We start from the raw sequence: 17,550 nt of genomic DNA on the forward strand, positions 1-17,550 counted from the left end.
CAACAGGAATCACCGGAGCGACTGGGGTTACTGGAGATACGGGAGTCACAGGCATCGGTGTAACTGGAAGTACAGGAGCCCCAGGGGCAACCGGAGTCACCGGAGCGACTGGGGTCACTGGAGAAACGGGAGTCACGGGAGCCACAGGCGTCGGTGTAACCGGAAGTACGGGAGATACGGGGCCAACAGGAACCACCGGAGCGACTGGGGTTACTGGAGATACGGGAGTCACGGGAGCGACAGGCGTAGGTGTAACCGGAGGAACAGGAGCTACAGGCGCAACAGGGGCCACCGGAGCGACAGGCGTAACAGGTGCTACAGGAACTTCCGTAACTTCCAATTCGGCTTTCGCAGAAAACACGAATGGTACGATTGTTGTAATATTAGGTGGCACACTCATTGCTTTGCCAAATAACCAAAATATAGGAACGGGCATAACGGTTAATGGGACGAATGACACCTTCACTCTTACAAATGCAGGTCGTTACTATATCTCTTACAAAATAAATCTGACAGTCGCACTCGCGATTCAATCTCGAATTTTGCTTAACGGGACCGCAATTCCGGCGAGTGTAGTATCTCCAACCCTTTCGCTCAGTCAATTGCAATCTGATTTTATTGTGACTGTTACTGCTGGTTCAACAATCCAGTTTCAATTATTTGGGCTTATTGCTACAGCTGTTCTATCTCCTCCGGGGGCGACACTAAACATTATTCAGTTAAGTTAACCAAAAAAAAGAGGCAGTCCCTTTCGGGATTGCCTCTTTTGATTATGGGGTAATTGTTTAATTAGTTAAAGTACAATTTCAACAGCTGTATTTATTTCTGGAAGAGCCGCGAGCTGAACCAGCACGTCTTTTGGAACTTCTTTGTCGACTGTCAGAATCATGATAGCAGCTCCACCGATAATTTTCCGTCCTACTTGCATTGAGGCGATGTTCACATCGTTTTGTCCGAGCAAGGTTCCCACTCGTCCGATAATACCTGGTTTGTCATTATGCGAGATCAGAATTTGGTGACTTTCCGGAGCAATATCCACTGGGAATTTGTCCAGACGCACGATTCGTTCTCCGTAACCGGCAAGCAATGTGCCCGCAACGCGACGCTCCTCGGCATCCTGAGTCGTTACAAGTGTAACGGTAATCAGATTTGTAAATCCTTTGGTAGTCGATGTTTGGCTAACCACTACATTGAGATCCCGCACTTTAGCCAAATGCATGGAATTGACAATATTGGCTTCTCCACCTAAATGTCTTGCCAGAATCCCTTTTACAATGTAACGAGTCAAAGGGGAAGTATCCACTTCAGACAGGTCTCCAGCATAGTCGATCCGAATTTCCTGAACGGCATTTTGAGTGATCTGAGCCGCGAAGCTACCCAGTGTTTCGCCCAGTTTAAAGTACGGCTGTAATTTGTTCATTACTGTTGGAGCCACAGCTGGCATGTTAACCGCGTTTTTGAACGGTTCGTTGCGCAGGATGTGAAGTACTTGTTCTGATACATCAATAGCTACGTTTTCTTGGGCTTCTACTGTGGATGCACCCAGGTGAGGCGTAACTATAATGCTTGGGTGATTCAGGAACGGGTGATCAGCAGCTGGTGGCTCGCTCTCGAAAACGTCAAACGCAGCACCGGCAACGATACCTTCGTCAATGGCTTCTACAAGTGCCATTTCATCAACAACTCCACCACGGGCACAGTTGATAATACGCATTCCCTTTTTCATGACTTCAAATTGTGGCCGGGAAATCATATGACGTGTTTCAGGTGTTAATGGTGTGTGTACAGTCATGAAGTCAGCATTGCGAATGATGTCATCCACGCTGGCCAGTTTAACTTGCAGTTTTTCTGCGCGCTCTTGTGTGAGGAACGGGTCGAATGCAAGAATATCCATACCGAACGCTTTAGCTCTTTTGGCAACTTCGCTCCCAATCCGTCCCATTCCGAGTACACCCAGTGTTTTGTTTCTTAATTCCACACCAAGGAAGGTTTTACGATCCCATGTACCTTGAATGGTTTTGGCATAAGCTTGAGGAATATGTCGTGCAAGTGCCATCATCATGGCAAATGTATGCTCACATGTCGTAATGGTGTTACCGTCAGGAGCATTTATAACAATGATCCCGCGTTGTGTAGCAGCTTCCAGATCAATGTTATCTACACCTACACCAGCACGTCCGATGACTTTAAGATTTGTACCTGCAGTCATAATACGATCCGTAACACGAGTCTGACTACGAACCAGAAGGGCATCATAATTGCCGATAATGGCAACAAGTTCATCTTCGCTAAGACCTGTTTTCTTCTCAACAACAACATCATTTGCATCCACCAGCTGCTGGATACCCAGATCACTAATAGGGTCCGACACTAACACTTTGTACATGGTTTCTTCCTCCTTGGTATGTGTATCTATATCGTCAAGGTCTGACCTCATAAAAGAGGTATTCCTTAAAACCATTTCGATCCTTCCTCTCAACAACGCGGTGTCGCAGCAGAGGGAGAGGATGTAGCGAATAGGGCAATTCCACGTCTGTACTTAAAAATAAATCAAAAAACTCTCAACCCACATACTGCTTGCGCAATAAGGGACGAGAGTTGTCGTGGTACCACCCTAATTCACCGCCGTTTCGCAACGGCAGTCTTAGCGGTCAATGAAGACCGAAGAGGATAACGGGTCTAAACCGATTGCACCTACTCCAATTTCAATGCAATAACTCAGGAGCGCTCAAGATCATCTGCCTGCCACCGATTTACACCATCCATCGGCTCTCTGTAAGACTAGGCAACATCTTTTTTCCATCATCGTGTTTAACTTGACTAATTTTTTCATAATGTATCATGGCTGACATGAGCATGTCAATAGGCTTAAATGTTTTAATCCTATTTACGAATGTCATTTTCTTCAGTCGCAGACAAAGCACATAAATGTTAGCAATTGGGATCATTAATCGATAAGAACAGCTTGATAACAAGCTGTTTTGTGAATCGGATTTTATTGCATTAATGAACTAATTCATCGGGCATGGCTACGCAGAGAAACCGGGACTTGGGGCAGGCCTTGAACCTATTTGGTTTTTTGGCTATCATTTAGTATACTATCCGATTGGACAACGATCTTGTTATCCATCAAATATAAGTCAAGAGGACAGACACATCGATGAAAAAGTTGAAGTTTCCCAAGTTCAAGATTCAGAAGGCTGAACCACAGCAGCTTACCGAGCGTTTGCTCCTGATCAATCTTTATTTTACACAAGGTTTGACTCTGATTATTGGAGTTGTGTGGATATTATTGCAGAAGCGAAATTTGTTGGATGTGTTTGCATGGCCTGACAGCTACCATTTTTTGTGGTGGGGACTTGGACTTGCTGGCATAATGCTTGTAATGGACTTGGTTCTGTCCTATGTCATTCCTCAAGAAAGTATGGACGACGGGGGGATTAACGAGATGCTGTTTCGACAGCGTCCGATCGGGCATATTGTATGCATAGCAGCCATCGTTGCTGTCTGCGAAGAATTGTTATTTCGTGGAGCCATACAGTATGCGATAGGTCCTTACTGGACAAGTATTATATTTGCAGTGATCCATATCCGATATCTGCGGCATTGGATTCCAACAGGTTGGGTGTTTGTTTCCAGTTATGGATTGGGTTGGATTTATTTGCAATCCGGCACATTATGGGCGCCAATATTATGCCATTTTATTATTGATTTGGTGTCTGGATTAGCGATACGTTTTCGGAGGGGATCATGAATCAGCAATTAAGCAGAATGAAGACATATGGCAGACAGCGCCATCGTAACTCGGAAAAGACAAAGACATCTGAGCGTACTGAAACTTCTCAAGTCAATTTGGTTGTTGAATCAGCTGCTGCCGCGGAGGTGGGCATCATCCCGCAGATCACTTCTGTCTCCATACCAAGATCACAACGCAAATCGTATACAACATCGTTGGAAAGTCCGGTACTCCCCCAGCGGGCACCAGCACGCACCAATAAAGCACAAACCCCACCGAAAGAATCCGTTTCCGAAGCAGGTACGCTGCCTACACGGACGGAGCTTCATCCTTCTCGGCGTTTGCGGCTTAGTAAACGATTTGTAAACTCACTCATAGTTATATTTATTTTGCTTACCATAAGTCTTGTTTGGTGGGGAGTAAAAGGAGCGCCTCCTCTGAATACGTTTCTTCCATGGCCTTGGTAATGTTGATCTGGTGTTTGGTCATTATTTTGGCAGGGATTATCTTGCTGGTTCATATGTGGCGTGAGGCGCATCTTCACCACATTGTTTCCGAAGAGGTTGAGGTTCCGAATTTGCCATCTTCTTTTGATGGGAGCAAAATCCTGTATTTATCGGATATCCATAAACGCAGGCTGAAACAGAAGGATCTGGAGTACCTTCGAAACCAGGTTGACTGGGTTATCATTGGGGGAGACGTTGCGGAAAAAGGAATTTCATGGCCCATTGTCAGACATAATATGAGCTTGCTATCATATATTGCACCAGCTTATACCGTGTATGGGAACCATGATAAAAGAGCAGGAACTGTGCAGCTAGAACAGATATTTCGGGATACAGGCATTCAACTTTTGCAAGATTCTATCGCCGATCTTCACAAAGGCAAAAGTAAACTTAGCCTGGTTGGATTTGATTATCGTTCACGGCGAGGGGATTCGCTGCTTGCAGAGCTGGATGCCAAAGATTGCAGAATCGCTATCGTGCACGATCCTCTACAGGCTCTTCATTTGAATGAACCCGTCGATCTGATATTAAGTGGTCACACGCATGGTGGACAATTGGTACTACCCGGCTTTGGCCCCGTTTTTCTCAACAAAGCGTACCGCTCGGTATCCAGCGGGTGGTTCTCTTTGAAAAAAGATGGTAATGATACCGAGCAGGAAGGCAAAATGCTGGTTAGCAAAGGATATGGCACAAATCATTTGCCATTCAGACTTTGTTGTCCCGCAGAAATGCATATCATTACATTGCGAATGCTCTCAAACAAACAGCCTTGATCCGCATGGGACCAAGGCTGTTTGTTTTACTTTGTATGTTCCTTTATGTCAATACCAACAAATTACTTAGGTTAAGCTGAGTGTTGGCCAAAGAAGTGAAGTTTAGCGTGCTTCCAGTTCAATTGAGCGGGGATCGACAAATGTGTAGCCTTTCTTTTCAAGTTTGGTTAACAACTCATCGAGTGCATCAACAGTCCAGGGCAGCTCATGCATCAAAATATTACTACCCGGATTTAATTGATCCAGTACATTCTGGATGACTTTCTCCGGTTTGTTTTTGGTACTCTTGTCCCAGTCCAGTGAACCATTGGACCATGTCATATACAACATGCCATTCTTTTTGACAGTGGCTTTCAAAGCCTCATTACCTGAGCCGAAGGGTGGACGGAAGAACTGGGGCTCCACGCCGATGGTATCTTTCACAATCTTTTGGACATCCGTGACCTGCTTGGCAGCGGCTGTACTGGACATTTTTTTCAGATCCTCATGATCCCACGCATGATTTCCTACTACCTGTCCACGTTTATGAATGATCTCTAACAACTCGGGATGACTTTTCACTCGGTATCCGTTAACAAAAAATATCGCTTTCGCTTCATGTTTATCCAATGTGTCGATTAAGCCGTTAATCATTTTTTCTTCTTTGGGGCCATCATCAAATGTCAGCAAAACCACTTTGCTTTCGCTCGTTTTATCATTGGGCTTAATGTAATAATTGGCGTTCATGTGATATTTTTTTTCAAAATTATCCGCAGTTGCTTCTGTCCCGTCATCACCGAGTGTTTCCTGTTCAGATGTTATATCCGCTTCGGACTGGGAATCAGTGGAATGAGTTTCCTCTGTGCCAGTGGCAGTTGGACCGTTCTGCTTGTCCTGGGTGGAAGTGGCCGATTCGTTGCTGGACCTTGCGATTTCAGGTGATGTTTGTTCTTTGGCTCCACATGCTGACAACAGCATGCATGCAATCATAATTAAGGCGGCGGTGTGTCTAACCATGATTTCAACTCGCTTTCCTGTATTTATGGGGAATGATATGGCGCGCTCCCGCAAACACTAGTTGTGATTTTAACATTAAGAGGAGGTTGGTGTAATGAAGGCGTCATCCTTTTTTTGGGGTATTGTAGTTGGCGTTGCAGCCAGCACTTGGCTTTCCAAAGGAAAAATGCCAATGCTGTCTTCCGGTTCATCCCGCAGCATGATGAATCAGGCCAAACATAAGATGATGGAGATGACATTCCCGGGCATGGACGGATTTAGCTCCAAACCAAATGAACATGGTAATGAGTCACACAAGAACTCGCTTAAAAAGACAACCAGAACAGTTACTCCGCAGGAAAAAGAAGAGAACATGAACATGTTAAAGGATTTTATTCGCACCAATCCAGATGTTAAACATGAAGTTGAGCAGATTTTAACTCAAACAAACACAACAGTACCGGGTTTATAAACCAAAACTCACCATTAGAATCATCCACAGTCCTGTTTTGATGTGGAATGATTCTTTTTTTGTCGATTTTACTTCGTGCATTTGCAGGTATAAAATGATAACATAACTACATAGATTTATTTTCAGCACATATTGTTTTGTGCATCATAATCTGTTATAAGACTTGCTTATAAAGGGGAGATCCTGTATGAAAATAGAACGATTAAGTCACGATAAGATACGGATTTTCCTGACCTTTGACGATCTGAGCGAGCGCGGAATACAAAAAGAAGATATGTGGCAGGAAATACCTAAAGTTCATGAACTGTTCACTGAAATGATGGACCAGGCTTATTCCGAACTTGGATTTGATGCTACAGGTCCACTTGCTGTCGAAGTATTCGCACTTCCCGCTCAAGGGATGGTTGTCATTGTCACCCGGGGGAAATATGATCCGCAACAATATGGTTCAGGTAATGAGGATGATCTGCCTGAAGAAGTTTATGAGATGGAAGTTACACTTGAGCAAAGTGATTCCATCGTCTATGCATTTAAGGATTTTGAAGTGCTTATTGAGGCTGCACATATGTTGCGTCAGCACGTAACGGATGCGGGAAGACTTTATTCCTATAAAGACAAGTGGTTTTTGCATTTGGAACCGGATGACGTGGATTCCACCAAACATGCAGCATTGATTGCGTTGCTTGCTGAATTCGGTGAAGGCTCTTCCGTTACTCCAGCTGTTATGGAAGAGTATGGAAAGGTCGTTATGCCTGAAAAAGCGATTGAGGTTATCTGCACCCACTTCAAACGTCAAGAATAAGCTCAAGTTGTAACTGCGTCTTAGTCAGAGGAGGGAATTTCGGTGCTTTTGTTTTCGGTTTTAGCGGCAGCAGTAGCTCCGGGTCTCGCCTTGTTAACATACTTTTATCTGAAAGACCGTTATGACTCCGAACCTCTTCACATGGTATTTAGAGTTTTTCTTATGGGGATTCTGATGGTACTGCCCGTCATGATTATTCAACGTGGCATGATGATCTGGCTTGGAGATAATCCTTATGTTGAAGCCATCCTGATTTCGGGTGGAGTCGAAGAGTTCGTCAAATGGTTTGTGATATATCATATTATCTATAACCACACGGAGTTCGACGAGCCTTATGACGGGATTCTTTACTCCGTTGCTGTTTCACTTGGATTTGCTACAGTAGAGAATGTGTTGTATGCCTTTGCGGGGAATGCTTCCGTCTCAGCCATGTTTATTCGAGCGTTGCTTCCGGTATCGGGTCACGCCATGTTTGCCGTCATTATGGGTTATTACATGGGGCGGGCCAAGTTCACGGAAGGTAAGAAAAAACGCTGGTTTCTTATGCTTTCACTCATCCTGCCGTTTTTCTGGCATGCGCTTTACGATGTCATCATGAACACCATGGTGAATCATTGGTTGTGGTTCATAGCCCCACTGATGGCTGGCTTATGGTACGGAGCGATCGGGAAGATTACAAGGGCCAATAACCGTTCTCCTTTTCGTTTTGTGAAGCGTGAGGAAGAGATTAAATTATAAAAATTCGGACACACTGGTGGACATGGAGCGCAACCTGCGCCTGATGCCCCGGTGTGTTTTTTGTTGCACAATATTAAATATCTCCGGGGAAAGACAAATAGAAACGGGGATATGCGTGATGAGAATCAAGATCAAAATCAGATGCAAACAATGTGGAGAACGTTTTACGCTGCGAGGCAAGAAGGAGCGAGGGAGAATTGAGACCGGCTTCAAACAATGTCTATGCGATAATCGGGATCAGTTTGAAATTGAGGAAGATGGCGGTACGACCTGGGTTCAGCTGAATTAAACGAACAATATGAACCAATAATTACGGACCCTTATTGGGCTGACTGGAAATCGCATGCATAAGAGGTCTTTCTTCGATCCACAATAGAGGTAGTGGCTTAGAAGAAAGGAGACTCTACCGATGTATAAACGTTTAAGTTCAGTTATGTTCCCGATATTTGCAGTTTTGCTGATCGGTGCTCTCGTATGGGGATACCAAGAGAACCAAGAGAAAAATGCAATTCTGATCAAAGCAGAGAATCAATATCAGCGTGCTTTTCACGATTTATCTTTTCATATGGACAAATTGCATTCGGAGATTGGGAATACTTTGGCTGTTCATGCTACGTCCCAGGGAATGCATCGCAAAGGTTTGATGAACGTGTGGCGGCTTACCAGTGAAGCGCAAAATGAGATAAATCAACTGCCGCTCACGATGCTGCCGTTTAATGAAACGGAGGAATTTCTCTCCCGTATTTCAAACTTTGCTTATCAGGCGTCCATGCGTGATTTGACAAATGAACCTTTAAGTGAAAAAGAAATGGGCAACCTGAAGAAACTGTATGCGAATTCATCCGAGATAACCAAAAATCTGCAGGATGTACAGCAGAAGGTTATTAACGATCGCTTACGCTGGATGGATGCCGAGTCAGCAATGGCAACGGAACAACAAACGATGGACAATAGCATCGTCGACGGATTCCGGACGGTGAACAAAAAGGTTCAGGAATACCCTGAGCTTGATTGGGGACCTTCAGTTTCCAGTATATATGCCAAACGTTCGGTGAAGAAGCTCGATGGATTGCCTATGACCAAGGAGCAGATACAAACTAAAGCAGCCAAGTTCTCCAATGCCGAGAATGGCAAGATCCAGGTGCAGGAAAACGGCAAAGGTACAGACTGGGAATCCTATACAGCCACGATTGATCAATCCAAAGACAGTAAATTAATGATGGATTTCACGCGTAATGGCGGTATGCTTATCTCTTACAGTGACACTCGTCCCATTGGAGCAAAGAAAGTAAGCCGTAAGGATGCCATGTCAAAAGCGGATCAATTCCTTTCCAATAAGGGTTATAAGGATATGAAGGCTGTCAATTATGACGAATATGGCAATCTGGGCAACTTGACTTATGTACGCAAGCAAGGCGATACGTTGATTTATCCGGAAAAAATGTCCGTTCGGGTAGGACTTGATACCGGGGACGTTACCGGGTTCCAGGCAAGTGATTTTGTATATGAACATCAGAAGAAGCGTGAGATTCCCAAAGCAGCTCTCACCGTCGAACAGGCTCGCAAGAAGCTGAATCCGGATTTTAAGGAGAGCTATGCACGTAAGTCACTCATTAAGAATGATTACAGCAAAGAAGTTCTTTGTTACGAATTCGGTGGTCGGATTAATGGTGCAAAATATAAAATTTACATCAACGCCGATACAGGTGTGGAAGAAGCCGTTGAAGAAATCAAACCGGTGAATGAAACCACCTGATATCCAAAGCCGGGGGCGTTTTAGGAGTACAAATAGATTATCAAACAGACCACGTGGTGGTCTGTTTTTTGTTGTTCACTATGAGAAAGGTCATGGTATAATAGTCCTTGTACATACGATATGAACATAAAAGCTAAGGTGGCGGTGAACAGCTTGTTTCCCAAAATAAATGAAGTTCTATACATCCAGATTGCCTCTGCAGATGAAAAAGAGGAAAGCAAAGAGTACAAATCACGCATTGCAGATGTAGACGATAACAGTTTTCTGATCGAAGTTCCGATGCAGCAAGGAAGCAGTCGGCTGAAAAGGTTGTTTTTTGGCGAGGAGTTGTCCATTTCTTATATTACGGAAGATGGGGTCCGTCATTATTTCAACACGTACGTGACCGGATTTGAAGAAGACGTTGTCCGGCTTGTACGAATCCGCAAGCCATTACCGGATGACATTACCAAAATCCAGCGTCGCAGTTTTTTGCGTGTCCATGCAAATCTTGAAATGGCCATCCAGAGTGAAGATTTGACCCGTGCAGTAGGGTTGACTGAAGATATTGGGGGCGGTGGGTTATCCATATACGGTGAACCCGGCTTTATCATTGCTGAAGGACAGAAGCTGAAATGCTGGTTGCTGATTCCCTATCGTAATGCAGCAATTGAACATGCGAATTTTGAAGCTGAAGTGGTTCGAATCAAAACACTGGAAACAGGCAGACAGCTATGCATGTTAAAGTTCGTGCAGATTACAGATTCGGAACGACAGAAGATCATCAAGTTTTGTTTTGAACGACAATTAGATTATCGAACGAAATAAAATGTTGTTTGTCTGGGATAAAAAGGGACAGTAGTGGGAACGGTAATGGAAAAACGGAGGTTCGGCTCCATGAACAATCGTCATGCATCCCGAAGATACAAACGCCTGTATTATGTGTTATCCATGAGGATGGAGAGAAGGGTTATGAAGCTGATCATGCTCCTTTTGATCCTGCTTGTGATATATCAATTATTACTTCAAGTGCCTGATTTGAAAAAGAATATGACGAGGATTGACCGTTTGGAAGGTACACCAATTCAGGTGCAAATGGTAAACGATCAGGAGCATCACTGATTTGTCTGTTTTTGCATCCATGTGTATAGTGTGGTATAATTTTGACGATGCAGGCAATGCCTGTTTTTTTATTGAGGCTTATCGTTTGAGGAGGAATGCCCCGTTGGCAAGCCAGAACACATCAGAGAACGGGAAAATGAACGTTGCAATTGACGGACCTGCCGGTGCCGGGAAAAGCACGGTGGCCCGATTGGTTGCAGAAGCGCTCGCGTATATATATGTCGACACTGGCGCAATGTACCGTGCGGTAACCCTGCATATGCTTCGGAAAGGAATCTCTCCGGAAGATGTGCCAGAGGTGCTTCAGGAAACCCAAAAGCTGGTTATTGATTTACAACCGGATCCCGACGGACAGAAAGTGTTCTGTAATGGGGAAGATGTAACCTCGGAAATCCGCTCCCGTGAAGTGACGGGAATCGTGTCCCGATATGCGCAAATCGAGGGGCTGCGTACACAATTAGTGGATACACAGCGGCAAATGGCTTTGCGCAAGGGCGTCGTCATGGATGGACGCGATATCGGAACGACAGTATTGCCCGATGCGGAAGTGAAAATCTTCATGACTGCCAGTGTGGAAGAGCGTGCACTTCGCCGCTTCAAAGAACTGGACCCCTCTGAAGGACTGACGTTGCAGCAACTTGAGCGAGACATTGCCACCCGTGACAAATTGGATGAAGGTCGGGAAATTTCCCCGCTTCGTTGTGCTGAGGACGCTACAGTGCTCGATACAACCAAGATGAGCATCCATGAAGTGGTTGACAAAATCGTGTCTTATTGCACAATGGTCAGAGGAGAGATCGGTCTATGATTTACACATTTTGCAGCACATTACTGCGGATCATTTACACCCTTCTTTTCCGCCTGGAAGCTGTTGGACGGGAGAACATCCCGAAAGAAGGCGGCGTACTTTTATGTTCTAATCATATCAGTAACTTTGACCCTCCAACGGTGGGTATCAAGATTAGCCGTCAGGTGCGTTTTATGGCCAAAAGCGAGTTGTTTGATATTCCGGTCTTTGGCCGAATTATCAAAGCCGTAGGCGCCTTCCCCGTTAAACGCGGAGGTGTCAGCAAGGAGTCCATCAAGACCTCGCTCAACATTTTGCGTGATGGTCAAGTGCTCGGTATTTTCCCTTCAGGGAGCCGTCATAATGATGGAGGCATCGGTAAAAAAGGGGCAGCAAGCTTTGCTCTCCGAAGTGGTGCTACTGTTATTCCTACTGCTATTATCGGTAACTACAAGGTTTTTCGTAAGATGAAAGTTGTGTATGGAGCACCTGTTAATTTGGACGAGTTCAAAGAAGATCCATCCGGAGATGCTCTGGAGAGAGCGACGGAGAAGATTATGTCCAAGATTAACGAAATGGTGGAAACGGGCGTGCCGAGCAAGTAAGCAAGGTGACGTAGGACAACGGAGTGCATGTTTCCATTTTTTTGAGGGAAGCTAAGCTATGCATTCTGTTCTGAAAGTGTTTTGAACTCTGCTACAGGCAGGTTTGAATATAATGGGGTTTTTGAATTGAGGAGGGTATTTGACATGTCGGAAGAAATGAAAAATCAAGAAGCAACCCAAGATGAGTTGGATCAATTCGTTTCCTTGAAAAAAGGAGATACCGTAAAAGGAACCATCGTCAAATTGGAAGATAACCAAGCCTATGTGAGCATTGGATATAAATATGACGGTGTAATTCCAATTCGTGAACTGTCTTCTTTACATGTAGACAGCGCGTCTGATGCAGTTGAAGTTGGACAAGAAGTTGAAGCTAAAGTACTTAGCATCGATGACGAGAAAGAAAAACTCGTTCTGTCCAAACGTGCAATCGACAGCGAAAACGCTTGGGACGTATTGCAAAAGCATTTTGAAGACCAAGACGTATTCGAAGTTGTTGTAGCTGACGTTGTTAAAGGCGGTCTGGTAGCAGATGTGGGCGTACGCGGATTTATCCCGGCTTCCATGGTAGAACGCCATTTCGTTGAAGATTTCAGCGATTACAAAGGACGCACATTGCGTGTTAAAGTGAAAGAGATCGACCGTGAGAACAACAAAGTGATCCTTTCCCAAAAAGACGTATTGGAGCAAGAATTCGAAGCAAACAAAGCAACGGTTATGGCTGGTTTGCAAGAAGGTCAAGTCATCGAAGGTACGGTACAACGCTTGACTCAATTTGGTGCTTTTGTTGATGTAGGCGGAGTAGACGGATTGGTTCACGTATCCGAGCTGGCTTGGACACACGTTGACAAACCATCGGACGTTCTGTCTGAAGGCGATAAAGTAAACGTAAAAGTGCTGAAAGTTGACCCTGAAAAAGGTAAAATCAGCCTGAGCATGAAAGCTGTTCAACCAGGTCCTTGGGAAACAGCTGGCGACAAATTCAACTCCAGCGATATCGTAACAGGTGTTGTAAAACGTCTGGTTGACTTCGGTGCTTTTGTTGAAATCGCTCCTGGTGTAGAGGGACTTGTGCATATCTCGCAAATCTCCCACAAACACATCGGCACTCCTCATGAAGTGCTGAAAGAAGGACAAGAAGTTCAAGTTAAAATCTTGGACATGAACCCTTCTGAGCAACGTGTAAGCCTGAGCATCAAAGAAACAGAAGAAGCTCCTGCACAAGCGCCTAAATCGGAAAGACCAGCAAGAAACAACGCTCCACGTGAAGAAATCAATAACCCGAACGTTTCCATGAGCAATCAAGGTCTGAGTATCACGCTCGGCGAACGCTTCGGTGACAAACTCAGCAAATTCAAATAAGTTATCTGTGCATGGTTCTTAGTTATATACTGCATATTTTGCTGAACAATAAAAGCAAGATCGGCGAGCCCAAGCGGGTTCGCCGATTGTTGTTATTGCGAGTATAACGGCATGAAACGTTAGCCAAGACAGGTGTTTTTTGCTATGATGAGTATCGTAAGTATGGACAGGAGGAGTGGAATGTATGGCAAGACCCGTTGTGGCAATTGTCGGGCGACCGAATGTGGGCAAATCCACCATTTTTAATCGGATTATCGGCGACAGATTGGCCATTGTGGAAGACAAGCCGGGCATTACCCGTGACCGGATCTACGGAATCGGTGAATGGAACGGTAAACCATTTAGCATTATTGATACCGGTGGTATCGAAATCGACGGCGAGGACGTCATTCTAAAATCAATCCGGATGCAGGCAGAGCTCGCCATTGAAGAAGCGGATGTTATTGTATTCATGTGTGATGCAAAAGCAGGGATTACGCAATCTGATGAAGAAGTCGCAGAGATGTTGTACCGCTCAGGCAAGCCTATCGTTGTAGCCGTTAACAAAGTGGATAATATCGGGCGCAGTGAGCTCATTTATGAGTTTTATGGATTTGGATTTGGTGATCCAATCGGAGTATCGGGAAGTCATGGTACGGGTGTAGGTGATTTGCTCGATGCGATCGTCGAGAAATTGCCTGAACTTGAGGAAGAGACTTACGATGACGATGTCATTCGTGTAGCTCTGATCGGACGTCCTAACGTGGGGAAATCTTCACTGGTTAACGCCATTTTGGGCGAAGAACGTGTTATTGTCAGTGATGTTGCTGGAACGACGCGTGACGCAATTGATACCCCCTTCGAAAAAGACGGCCAGCGCTATGTGCTGATTGATACAGCAGGTATGCGTAAGCGCGGTAAAGTGTATGAAACGACGGAGAAATACAGCGTGATGCGTGCCATGCGTGCCATTGAACGTGCAGATGTGGTTCTGATTGTTATTAATGGCGAAGAAGGCATTATTGAACAGGACAAGCATATTGCTGGGTATGCATTCGAAGCAGGTAAAGCCTCTATGTTTGTTGTAAACAAATGGGACGTTGTGGAAAAGTCGGATAAAACAATGAACGAGTTTGAGAAAAAAATTCGGGACCATTTCCTATTTATGACTTACGCTCCGGTGGTATTTTTGTCAGCTAAAACGAAACAACGCTTACAAAAATTATTGCCTGTTGTGCAACGTGTAGCACAGCAGCATTCCATGCGTGTTCAGACGCATTTGCTCAACGATGTGGTCTCTGATGCAGTGGCGATTAATCCGCCACCGACAGATAAAGGACGCAGAATGCGCATTAACTATGTAACTCAGGTTGCTGTTAAACCTCCAACCATGGTTATTTTTGTGAACGATCCGGAATTGATGCACTTTTCTTACGAACGCTACCTGGAGAATAAAATTCGTGCAGCGTTTGATTTTGAAGGGACGCCTATTCGTATATTTACTCGGAGGAAGTCCGACGAAGGTTAGGGGAGAAGTTTGTGATTTTACAAATCGCAGCGATTGTACTGAGCTATTTGCTCGGTTCAATCAGCTTTAGTGTCCTCCTTGCAAAAGCACTACGGGGGATCGATATCCGTCAGCACGGAAGCGGAAATGCTGGTGCTACCAATACATTGCGGATATTGGGTAAGGGACCGGCAATTCTCGTACTGCTGCTGGATGTACTTAAAGGTATTGCGGCTGTTTGGATTGGGGTTTGGCTCAGTAACGGTTCCGATTGGATTCCTGCACTCAGTGGGATTGCTGCTATTGCGGGACATAACTGGCCGCTGTACTTCCGTTTCCGTGGAGGAAAAGGCATCGCGACAGCCATTGGTGTGCTCGTGACTCTTGCTCTTGTTCCTGCGCTTTGTGCCGGAGTATTTGCGATCCTGTCCATCGTAATGACACGGTATGTTTCACTGGGCTCCTTGATTTTTGTAGCTTTGACACCGCTCTTCATCCTTGTGTTACCCGGATATTCGATGAGTATCTTCTGGGGGAGTCTGATTATTTGTCTGTTTGCGTTCTGGAGACATCGTACCAACATTGCGAAGCTCGCCAAAGGACAGGAAAATAAATTGGGATCGAAAAACCCTGGAGGGGGAAAACGCGTTGTCTAAAAAAGTTGCTGTTCTGGTTGCAGGCAGTTGGGGAACTGCACTCGCCAGTGTATTGGCTGCCAATCAGTTGGACGTTTTCATGTGGACACGTGGCGAAGACCAGGCCGCAGAGATCAATAATAAACATACCAATCAACGCTACCTTCCCGATGCAGAGCTGTCACCCCGTATTCATGCAACAACGGATATGGCAACGGCAGTGGAAGGGGCTTCAGCGGTGTTAATTGTTGCTCCTTCATCGGCGATGCGTTCGGTGGCACACCAGCTTAAGGCGTATTACAAACCGGAAATGTTAATTATTCATGCAACCAAGGGCTTTGAAACGGAGAGCCTGAAACGAATGTCCACCGTCATTTCGGAAGAACTTGGATGTGAAGAAGGACATATCGTTGTACTCTCCGGTCCAAGCCATGCGGAAGAAGTGGTAAAGCGTTGCCCAACAACGGTTGTTGTAGCTTCATTGGACAAAGCTTTTGCCGAGGCAGCCCAAGGTTTGTTCATGAATGCCTATTTCCGTGTCTATACGAATCGCGATATGCTGGGTGTTGAATTGGCAGGAGCGTTCAAGAACATCATTGCTCTTGGTGCGGGGATGTCCGATGGGCTTAATTTTGGTGACAATGCGAAGGCTGCCTTGTTAACCCGTGGACTTGCTGAAATCACCCGTATAGGTGTGGAGATGGGTGCAAATCCGCTTACATTTTCGGGGCTTGCAGGGATCGGCGATCTGGTCGTGACCGCGACAAGCCAGCACAGTCGTAACTGGAGAGCGGGGTCCATGCTGGGTCAAGGACAAAAACTGGACGATGTTTTGAATTCCATGGGCATGGTGGTGGAAGGCATTCGAACCACGCAGGCAGCCTACTTCATTTCTCAGAAATACGGTGTTCAAATGCCGATTGCAGATCAGCTGTATCACGTTCTTTTTCAGGAAAGAGAGCCGCGGGCTGCGGTTGAAGCCTTAATGGGACGTGATCCGAAAACCGAAATGGAAGTCATGACGCTTGAAACCTGGGAGCAATGGCACTCATAATATGGATTTGAGGGCGATATAGGCAAATTCTTCGAAACGGTAAGCTTATTCACCTTTTCTGCGGTGCACTCATACTATACACATGAGTATTACCGGAGGAGGGGAGACGAATGGGTAACAACATTTCCAAAGATGCGCTGAAGGCGATCAACAAAAAAACAGGCAAAACAATCACAGAAGGTGCCGTCAAGAAATTGGCGAGTACAGTGAAACCGTCCACCATGCAGAATGAAGCTCAGTTGCGCCAATTGATCAAGCAGGTATCCGCTATGGCGAAAGTACCAGTATCTGAAGATACCGTTCAGGACATTGTAAGTGCCGTCAAAAAAAGCGGATTAAACCCAAACAGTATGGAATCATTAATGAAAATGATGATGAAAAAATAATAGATCGCACCTGCCCTGGCAGGTTGTCGAGCAAGACAAAAAGACGAGTCGGCCTCTGCCGACTTGCTTTTTGTCTTTTTTTTGGAAAGTTGGGCCGAGTTTCGTGTTATAATAATTGCAATTGTCACAGTGTCAGTGATGAATAACGGATTGAAGGGGAGACTTCTGGATTATGAGCGCAATGGACAAGATGTGGCTGTCTTTGGTCGCCATCCTCATTATGGGACTATCTGTATTCCTGATTACGTTTGCTCGTGCCAAAACAAAAGGCATTGTACGAGGAATTCTTTCTTTAATTGCTTTTCTAATTATGCTGATTGGTTTTTTCGGCGGAATTGCTTCTCTGACCTGATCCTCCTAACCTGAGAGATAACATCCG

The 17,550-nt window shown here is 45.2% G+C and carries 21 protein-coding genes and 1 other annotated feature; of the genes, 19 read left to right on the forward strand and 2 right to left on the reverse strand.

Annotated features, from left to right (window positions below):
- Positions 1–728, forward strand: a 728-nt coding sequence (locus PPA03S_RS33455; protein WP_068964244.1) for a BclA C-terminal domain-containing protein, incomplete at its 5' end; no start/stop codon positions are given.
- A gap of 65 nt (positions 729–793) precedes the next feature.
- On the opposite strand, the gene serA is transcribed toward PPA03S_RS33455, so the two are convergent.
- A complete protein-coding gene (serA, locus tag PPA03S_RS25670) occupies positions 794–2,386 on the reverse strand; it encodes a phosphoglycerate dehydrogenase (RefSeq protein ID WP_062327295.1) in 1,593 nt (530 codons plus the stop codon).
- A gap of 198 nt (positions 2,387–2,584) precedes the next feature.
- Positions 2,585–2,815, reverse strand: a binding site (T-box leader).
- Between the two features lie 345 nt (positions 2,816–3,160).
- Here serA and PPA03S_RS25675 point away from each other — a divergent pair.
- From PPA03S_RS25675 to PPA03S_RS25685, 3 genes are read left to right on the forward strand one after another with little or no spacing between them, the layout of a single operon-like run.
- Positions 3,161–3,754, forward strand: coding sequence for a type II CAAX endopeptidase family protein (locus PPA03S_RS25675; protein ID WP_062327298.1), 594 nt, complete (start codon positions 3,161–3,163; stop codon positions 3,752–3,754).
- On the forward strand, positions 3,751–4,203 hold the full coding sequence (locus PPA03S_RS25680; RefSeq protein ID WP_062327301.1) for a hypothetical protein: 453 nt from the start codon (positions 3,751–3,753) through the stop codon (positions 4,201–4,203). The genes PPA03S_RS25675 and PPA03S_RS25680 overlap by 4 nt, the downstream gene beginning before the upstream one ends.
- A complete protein-coding gene (locus PPA03S_RS25685) occupies positions 4,191–5,015 on the forward strand; it encodes a metallophosphoesterase (protein WP_062327304.1) in 825 nt (274 codons plus the stop codon). The genes PPA03S_RS25680 and PPA03S_RS25685 overlap by 13 nt, the downstream gene beginning before the upstream one ends.
- A gap of 102 nt (positions 5,016–5,117) precedes the next feature.
- Here the strand turns inward: PPA03S_RS25685 and PPA03S_RS25690 are convergent, their stop codons facing one another.
- Positions 5,118–6,011: a polysaccharide deacetylase family protein gene (locus PPA03S_RS25690; protein WP_062327306.1), complete on the reverse strand. Its 894-nt coding sequence runs from the start codon at positions 6,009–6,011 to the stop codon at positions 5,118–5,120.
- A 94-nt stretch (positions 6,012–6,105) separates the two neighbouring features.
- Between PPA03S_RS25690 and PPA03S_RS25695 the strand changes: the two genes are divergently transcribed.
- From PPA03S_RS25695 to PPA03S_RS25760, 15 genes are all read left to right on the forward strand, one after another.
- Entirely contained in the window at positions 6,106–6,462 is a 357-nt protein-coding gene (locus PPA03S_RS25695) for a hypothetical protein (protein WP_062327309.1), read from the forward strand.
- Between the two features lie 187 nt (positions 6,463–6,649).
- On the forward strand, positions 6,650–7,264 hold the full coding sequence (locus PPA03S_RS25700; RefSeq protein ID WP_062327312.1) for a genetic competence negative regulator: 615 nt from the start codon (positions 6,650–6,652) through the stop codon (positions 7,262–7,264).
- 42 nt (positions 7,265–7,306) lie between these two features.
- Positions 7,307–8,002, forward strand: coding sequence for a glutamic-type intramembrane protease PrsW (prsW, locus tag PPA03S_RS25705; RefSeq protein ID WP_062327315.1), 696 nt, complete (start codon positions 7,307–7,309; stop codon positions 8,000–8,002).
- Between the two features lie 118 nt (positions 8,003–8,120).
- Positions 8,121–8,291: a hypothetical protein gene (locus PPA03S_RS33460; RefSeq protein WP_167666101.1), complete on the forward strand. Its 171-nt coding sequence runs from the start codon at positions 8,121–8,123 to the stop codon at positions 8,289–8,291.
- A 120-nt stretch (positions 8,292–8,411) separates the two neighbouring features.
- Entirely contained in the window at positions 8,412–9,758 is a 1,347-nt protein-coding gene (ypeB, locus tag PPA03S_RS25710) for a germination protein YpeB (RefSeq protein WP_062327317.1), read from the forward strand.
- Between the two features lie 153 nt (positions 9,759–9,911).
- Complete coding sequence (locus tag PPA03S_RS25715; RefSeq protein WP_062327320.1) at positions 9,912–10,565, forward strand: flagellar brake protein; 654 nt, start codon at positions 9,912–9,914, stop codon at positions 10,563–10,565.
- 69 nt (positions 10,566–10,634) lie between these two features.
- Positions 10,635–10,859 (forward strand): hypothetical protein, encoded by a 225-nt coding sequence (locus PPA03S_RS25720; protein ID WP_062327322.1) that lies wholly within the window; start codon positions 10,635–10,637, stop codon positions 10,857–10,859.
- A gap of 103 nt (positions 10,860–10,962) precedes the next feature.
- Positions 10,963–11,667 carry a (d)CMP kinase gene (gene cmk / locus PPA03S_RS25725; RefSeq protein WP_062327326.1) on the forward strand — a complete coding sequence of 235 codons (705 nt, stop codon included), beginning with the start codon at positions 10,963–10,965 and terminating at the stop codon, positions 11,665–11,667.
- Entirely contained in the window at positions 11,664–12,251 is a 588-nt protein-coding gene (locus tag PPA03S_RS25730; protein WP_062327329.1) for a lysophospholipid acyltransferase family protein, read from the forward strand. The genes cmk and PPA03S_RS25730 overlap by 4 nt, the downstream gene beginning before the upstream one ends.
- A gap of 144 nt (positions 12,252–12,395) precedes the next feature.
- Entirely contained in the window at positions 12,396–13,610 is a 1,215-nt protein-coding gene (rpsA, locus tag PPA03S_RS25735; protein WP_062327331.1) for a 30S ribosomal protein S1, read from the forward strand.
- A gap of 184 nt (positions 13,611–13,794) precedes the next feature.
- Positions 13,795–15,117 (forward strand): ribosome biogenesis GTPase Der, encoded by a 1,323-nt coding sequence (gene der / locus PPA03S_RS25740; protein ID WP_024630683.1) that lies wholly within the window; start codon positions 13,795–13,797, stop codon positions 15,115–15,117.
- A gap of 11 nt (positions 15,118–15,128) precedes the next feature.
- Positions 15,129–15,752 (forward strand): glycerol-3-phosphate 1-O-acyltransferase PlsY, encoded by a 624-nt coding sequence (plsY, locus tag PPA03S_RS25745; protein ID WP_062327335.1) that lies wholly within the window; start codon positions 15,129–15,131, stop codon positions 15,750–15,752.
- Complete coding sequence (locus tag PPA03S_RS25750) at positions 15,745–16,785, forward strand: NAD(P)H-dependent glycerol-3-phosphate dehydrogenase (protein ID WP_062327338.1); 1,041 nt, start codon at positions 15,745–15,747, stop codon at positions 16,783–16,785. The genes plsY and PPA03S_RS25750 overlap by 8 nt, the downstream gene beginning before the upstream one ends.
- 110 nt (positions 16,786–16,895) lie before the next feature.
- The gene (locus PPA03S_RS25755) at positions 16,896–17,171 is read left to right on the forward strand and encodes a stage VI sporulation protein F (RefSeq protein ID WP_056696692.1); all 276 of its coding nucleotides are present in this window, start codon (positions 16,896–16,898) and stop codon (positions 17,169–17,171) included.
- A 172-nt stretch (positions 17,172–17,343) separates the two neighbouring features.
- A complete protein-coding gene (locus PPA03S_RS25760) occupies positions 17,344–17,523 on the forward strand; it encodes a DUF2768 family protein (RefSeq protein WP_017687688.1) in 180 nt (59 codons plus the stop codon).
- The last annotated feature ends 27 nt before the right edge of the window (positions 17,524–17,550 follow it).

It is taken from the genome of Paenibacillus pabuli NBRC 13638 (assembly GCF_001514495.1).
Lineage (GTDB): Bacteria > Bacillota > Bacilli > Paenibacillales > Paenibacillaceae > Paenibacillus > Paenibacillus pabuli.

Bases quoted from the DNA above. Each gene is read 5' to 3' on its own strand.
- serA (WP_062327295.1), bottom strand. From the start codon at position 2,386: ATGTACAAAGTGTTAGTGTCGGACCCTATTAGTGATCTGGGTATCCAG.
- PPA03S_RS25675 (WP_062327298.1), top strand. From the start codon at position 3,161: ATGAAAAAGTTGAAGTTTCCCAAGTTCAAGATTCAGAAGGCTGAACCA.
- PPA03S_RS25680 (WP_062327301.1), top strand. From the start codon at position 3,751: ATGAATCAGCAATTAAGCAGAATGAAGACATATGGCAGACAGCGCCAT.
- PPA03S_RS25685 (WP_062327304.1), top strand. From the start codon at position 4,191: ATGGCCTTGGTAATGTTGATCTGGTGTTTGGTCATTATTTTGGCAGGG.
- PPA03S_RS25690 (WP_062327306.1), bottom strand. From the start codon at position 6,011: ATGGTTAGACACACCGCCGCCTTAATTATGATTGCATGCATGCTGTTG.
- PPA03S_RS25695 (WP_062327309.1), top strand. From the start codon at position 6,106: ATGAAGGCGTCATCCTTTTTTTGGGGTATTGTAGTTGGCGTTGCAGCC.
- PPA03S_RS25700 (WP_062327312.1), top strand. From the start codon at position 6,650: ATGAAAATAGAACGATTAAGTCACGATAAGATACGGATTTTCCTGACC.
- PPA03S_RS33460 (WP_167666101.1), top strand. From the start codon at position 8,121: ATGAGAATCAAGATCAAAATCAGATGCAAACAATGTGGAGAACGTTTT.
- ypeB (WP_062327317.1), top strand. From the start codon at position 8,412: ATGTATAAACGTTTAAGTTCAGTTATGTTCCCGATATTTGCAGTTTTG.
- PPA03S_RS25720 (WP_062327322.1), top strand. From the start codon at position 10,635: ATGAACAATCGTCATGCATCCCGAAGATACAAACGCCTGTATTATGTG.
- PPA03S_RS25730 (WP_062327329.1), top strand. From the start codon at position 11,664: ATGATTTACACATTTTGCAGCACATTACTGCGGATCATTTACACCCTT.
- rpsA (WP_062327331.1), top strand. From the start codon at position 12,396: ATGTCGGAAGAAATGAAAAATCAAGAAGCAACCCAAGATGAGTTGGAT.
- der (WP_024630683.1), top strand. From the start codon at position 13,795: ATGGCAAGACCCGTTGTGGCAATTGTCGGGCGACCGAATGTGGGCAAA.
- PPA03S_RS25755 (WP_056696692.1), top strand. From the start codon at position 16,896: ATGGGTAACAACATTTCCAAAGATGCGCTGAAGGCGATCAACAAAAAA.
- PPA03S_RS25760 (WP_017687688.1), top strand. From the start codon at position 17,344: ATGAGCGCAATGGACAAGATGTGGCTGTCTTTGGTCGCCATCCTCATT.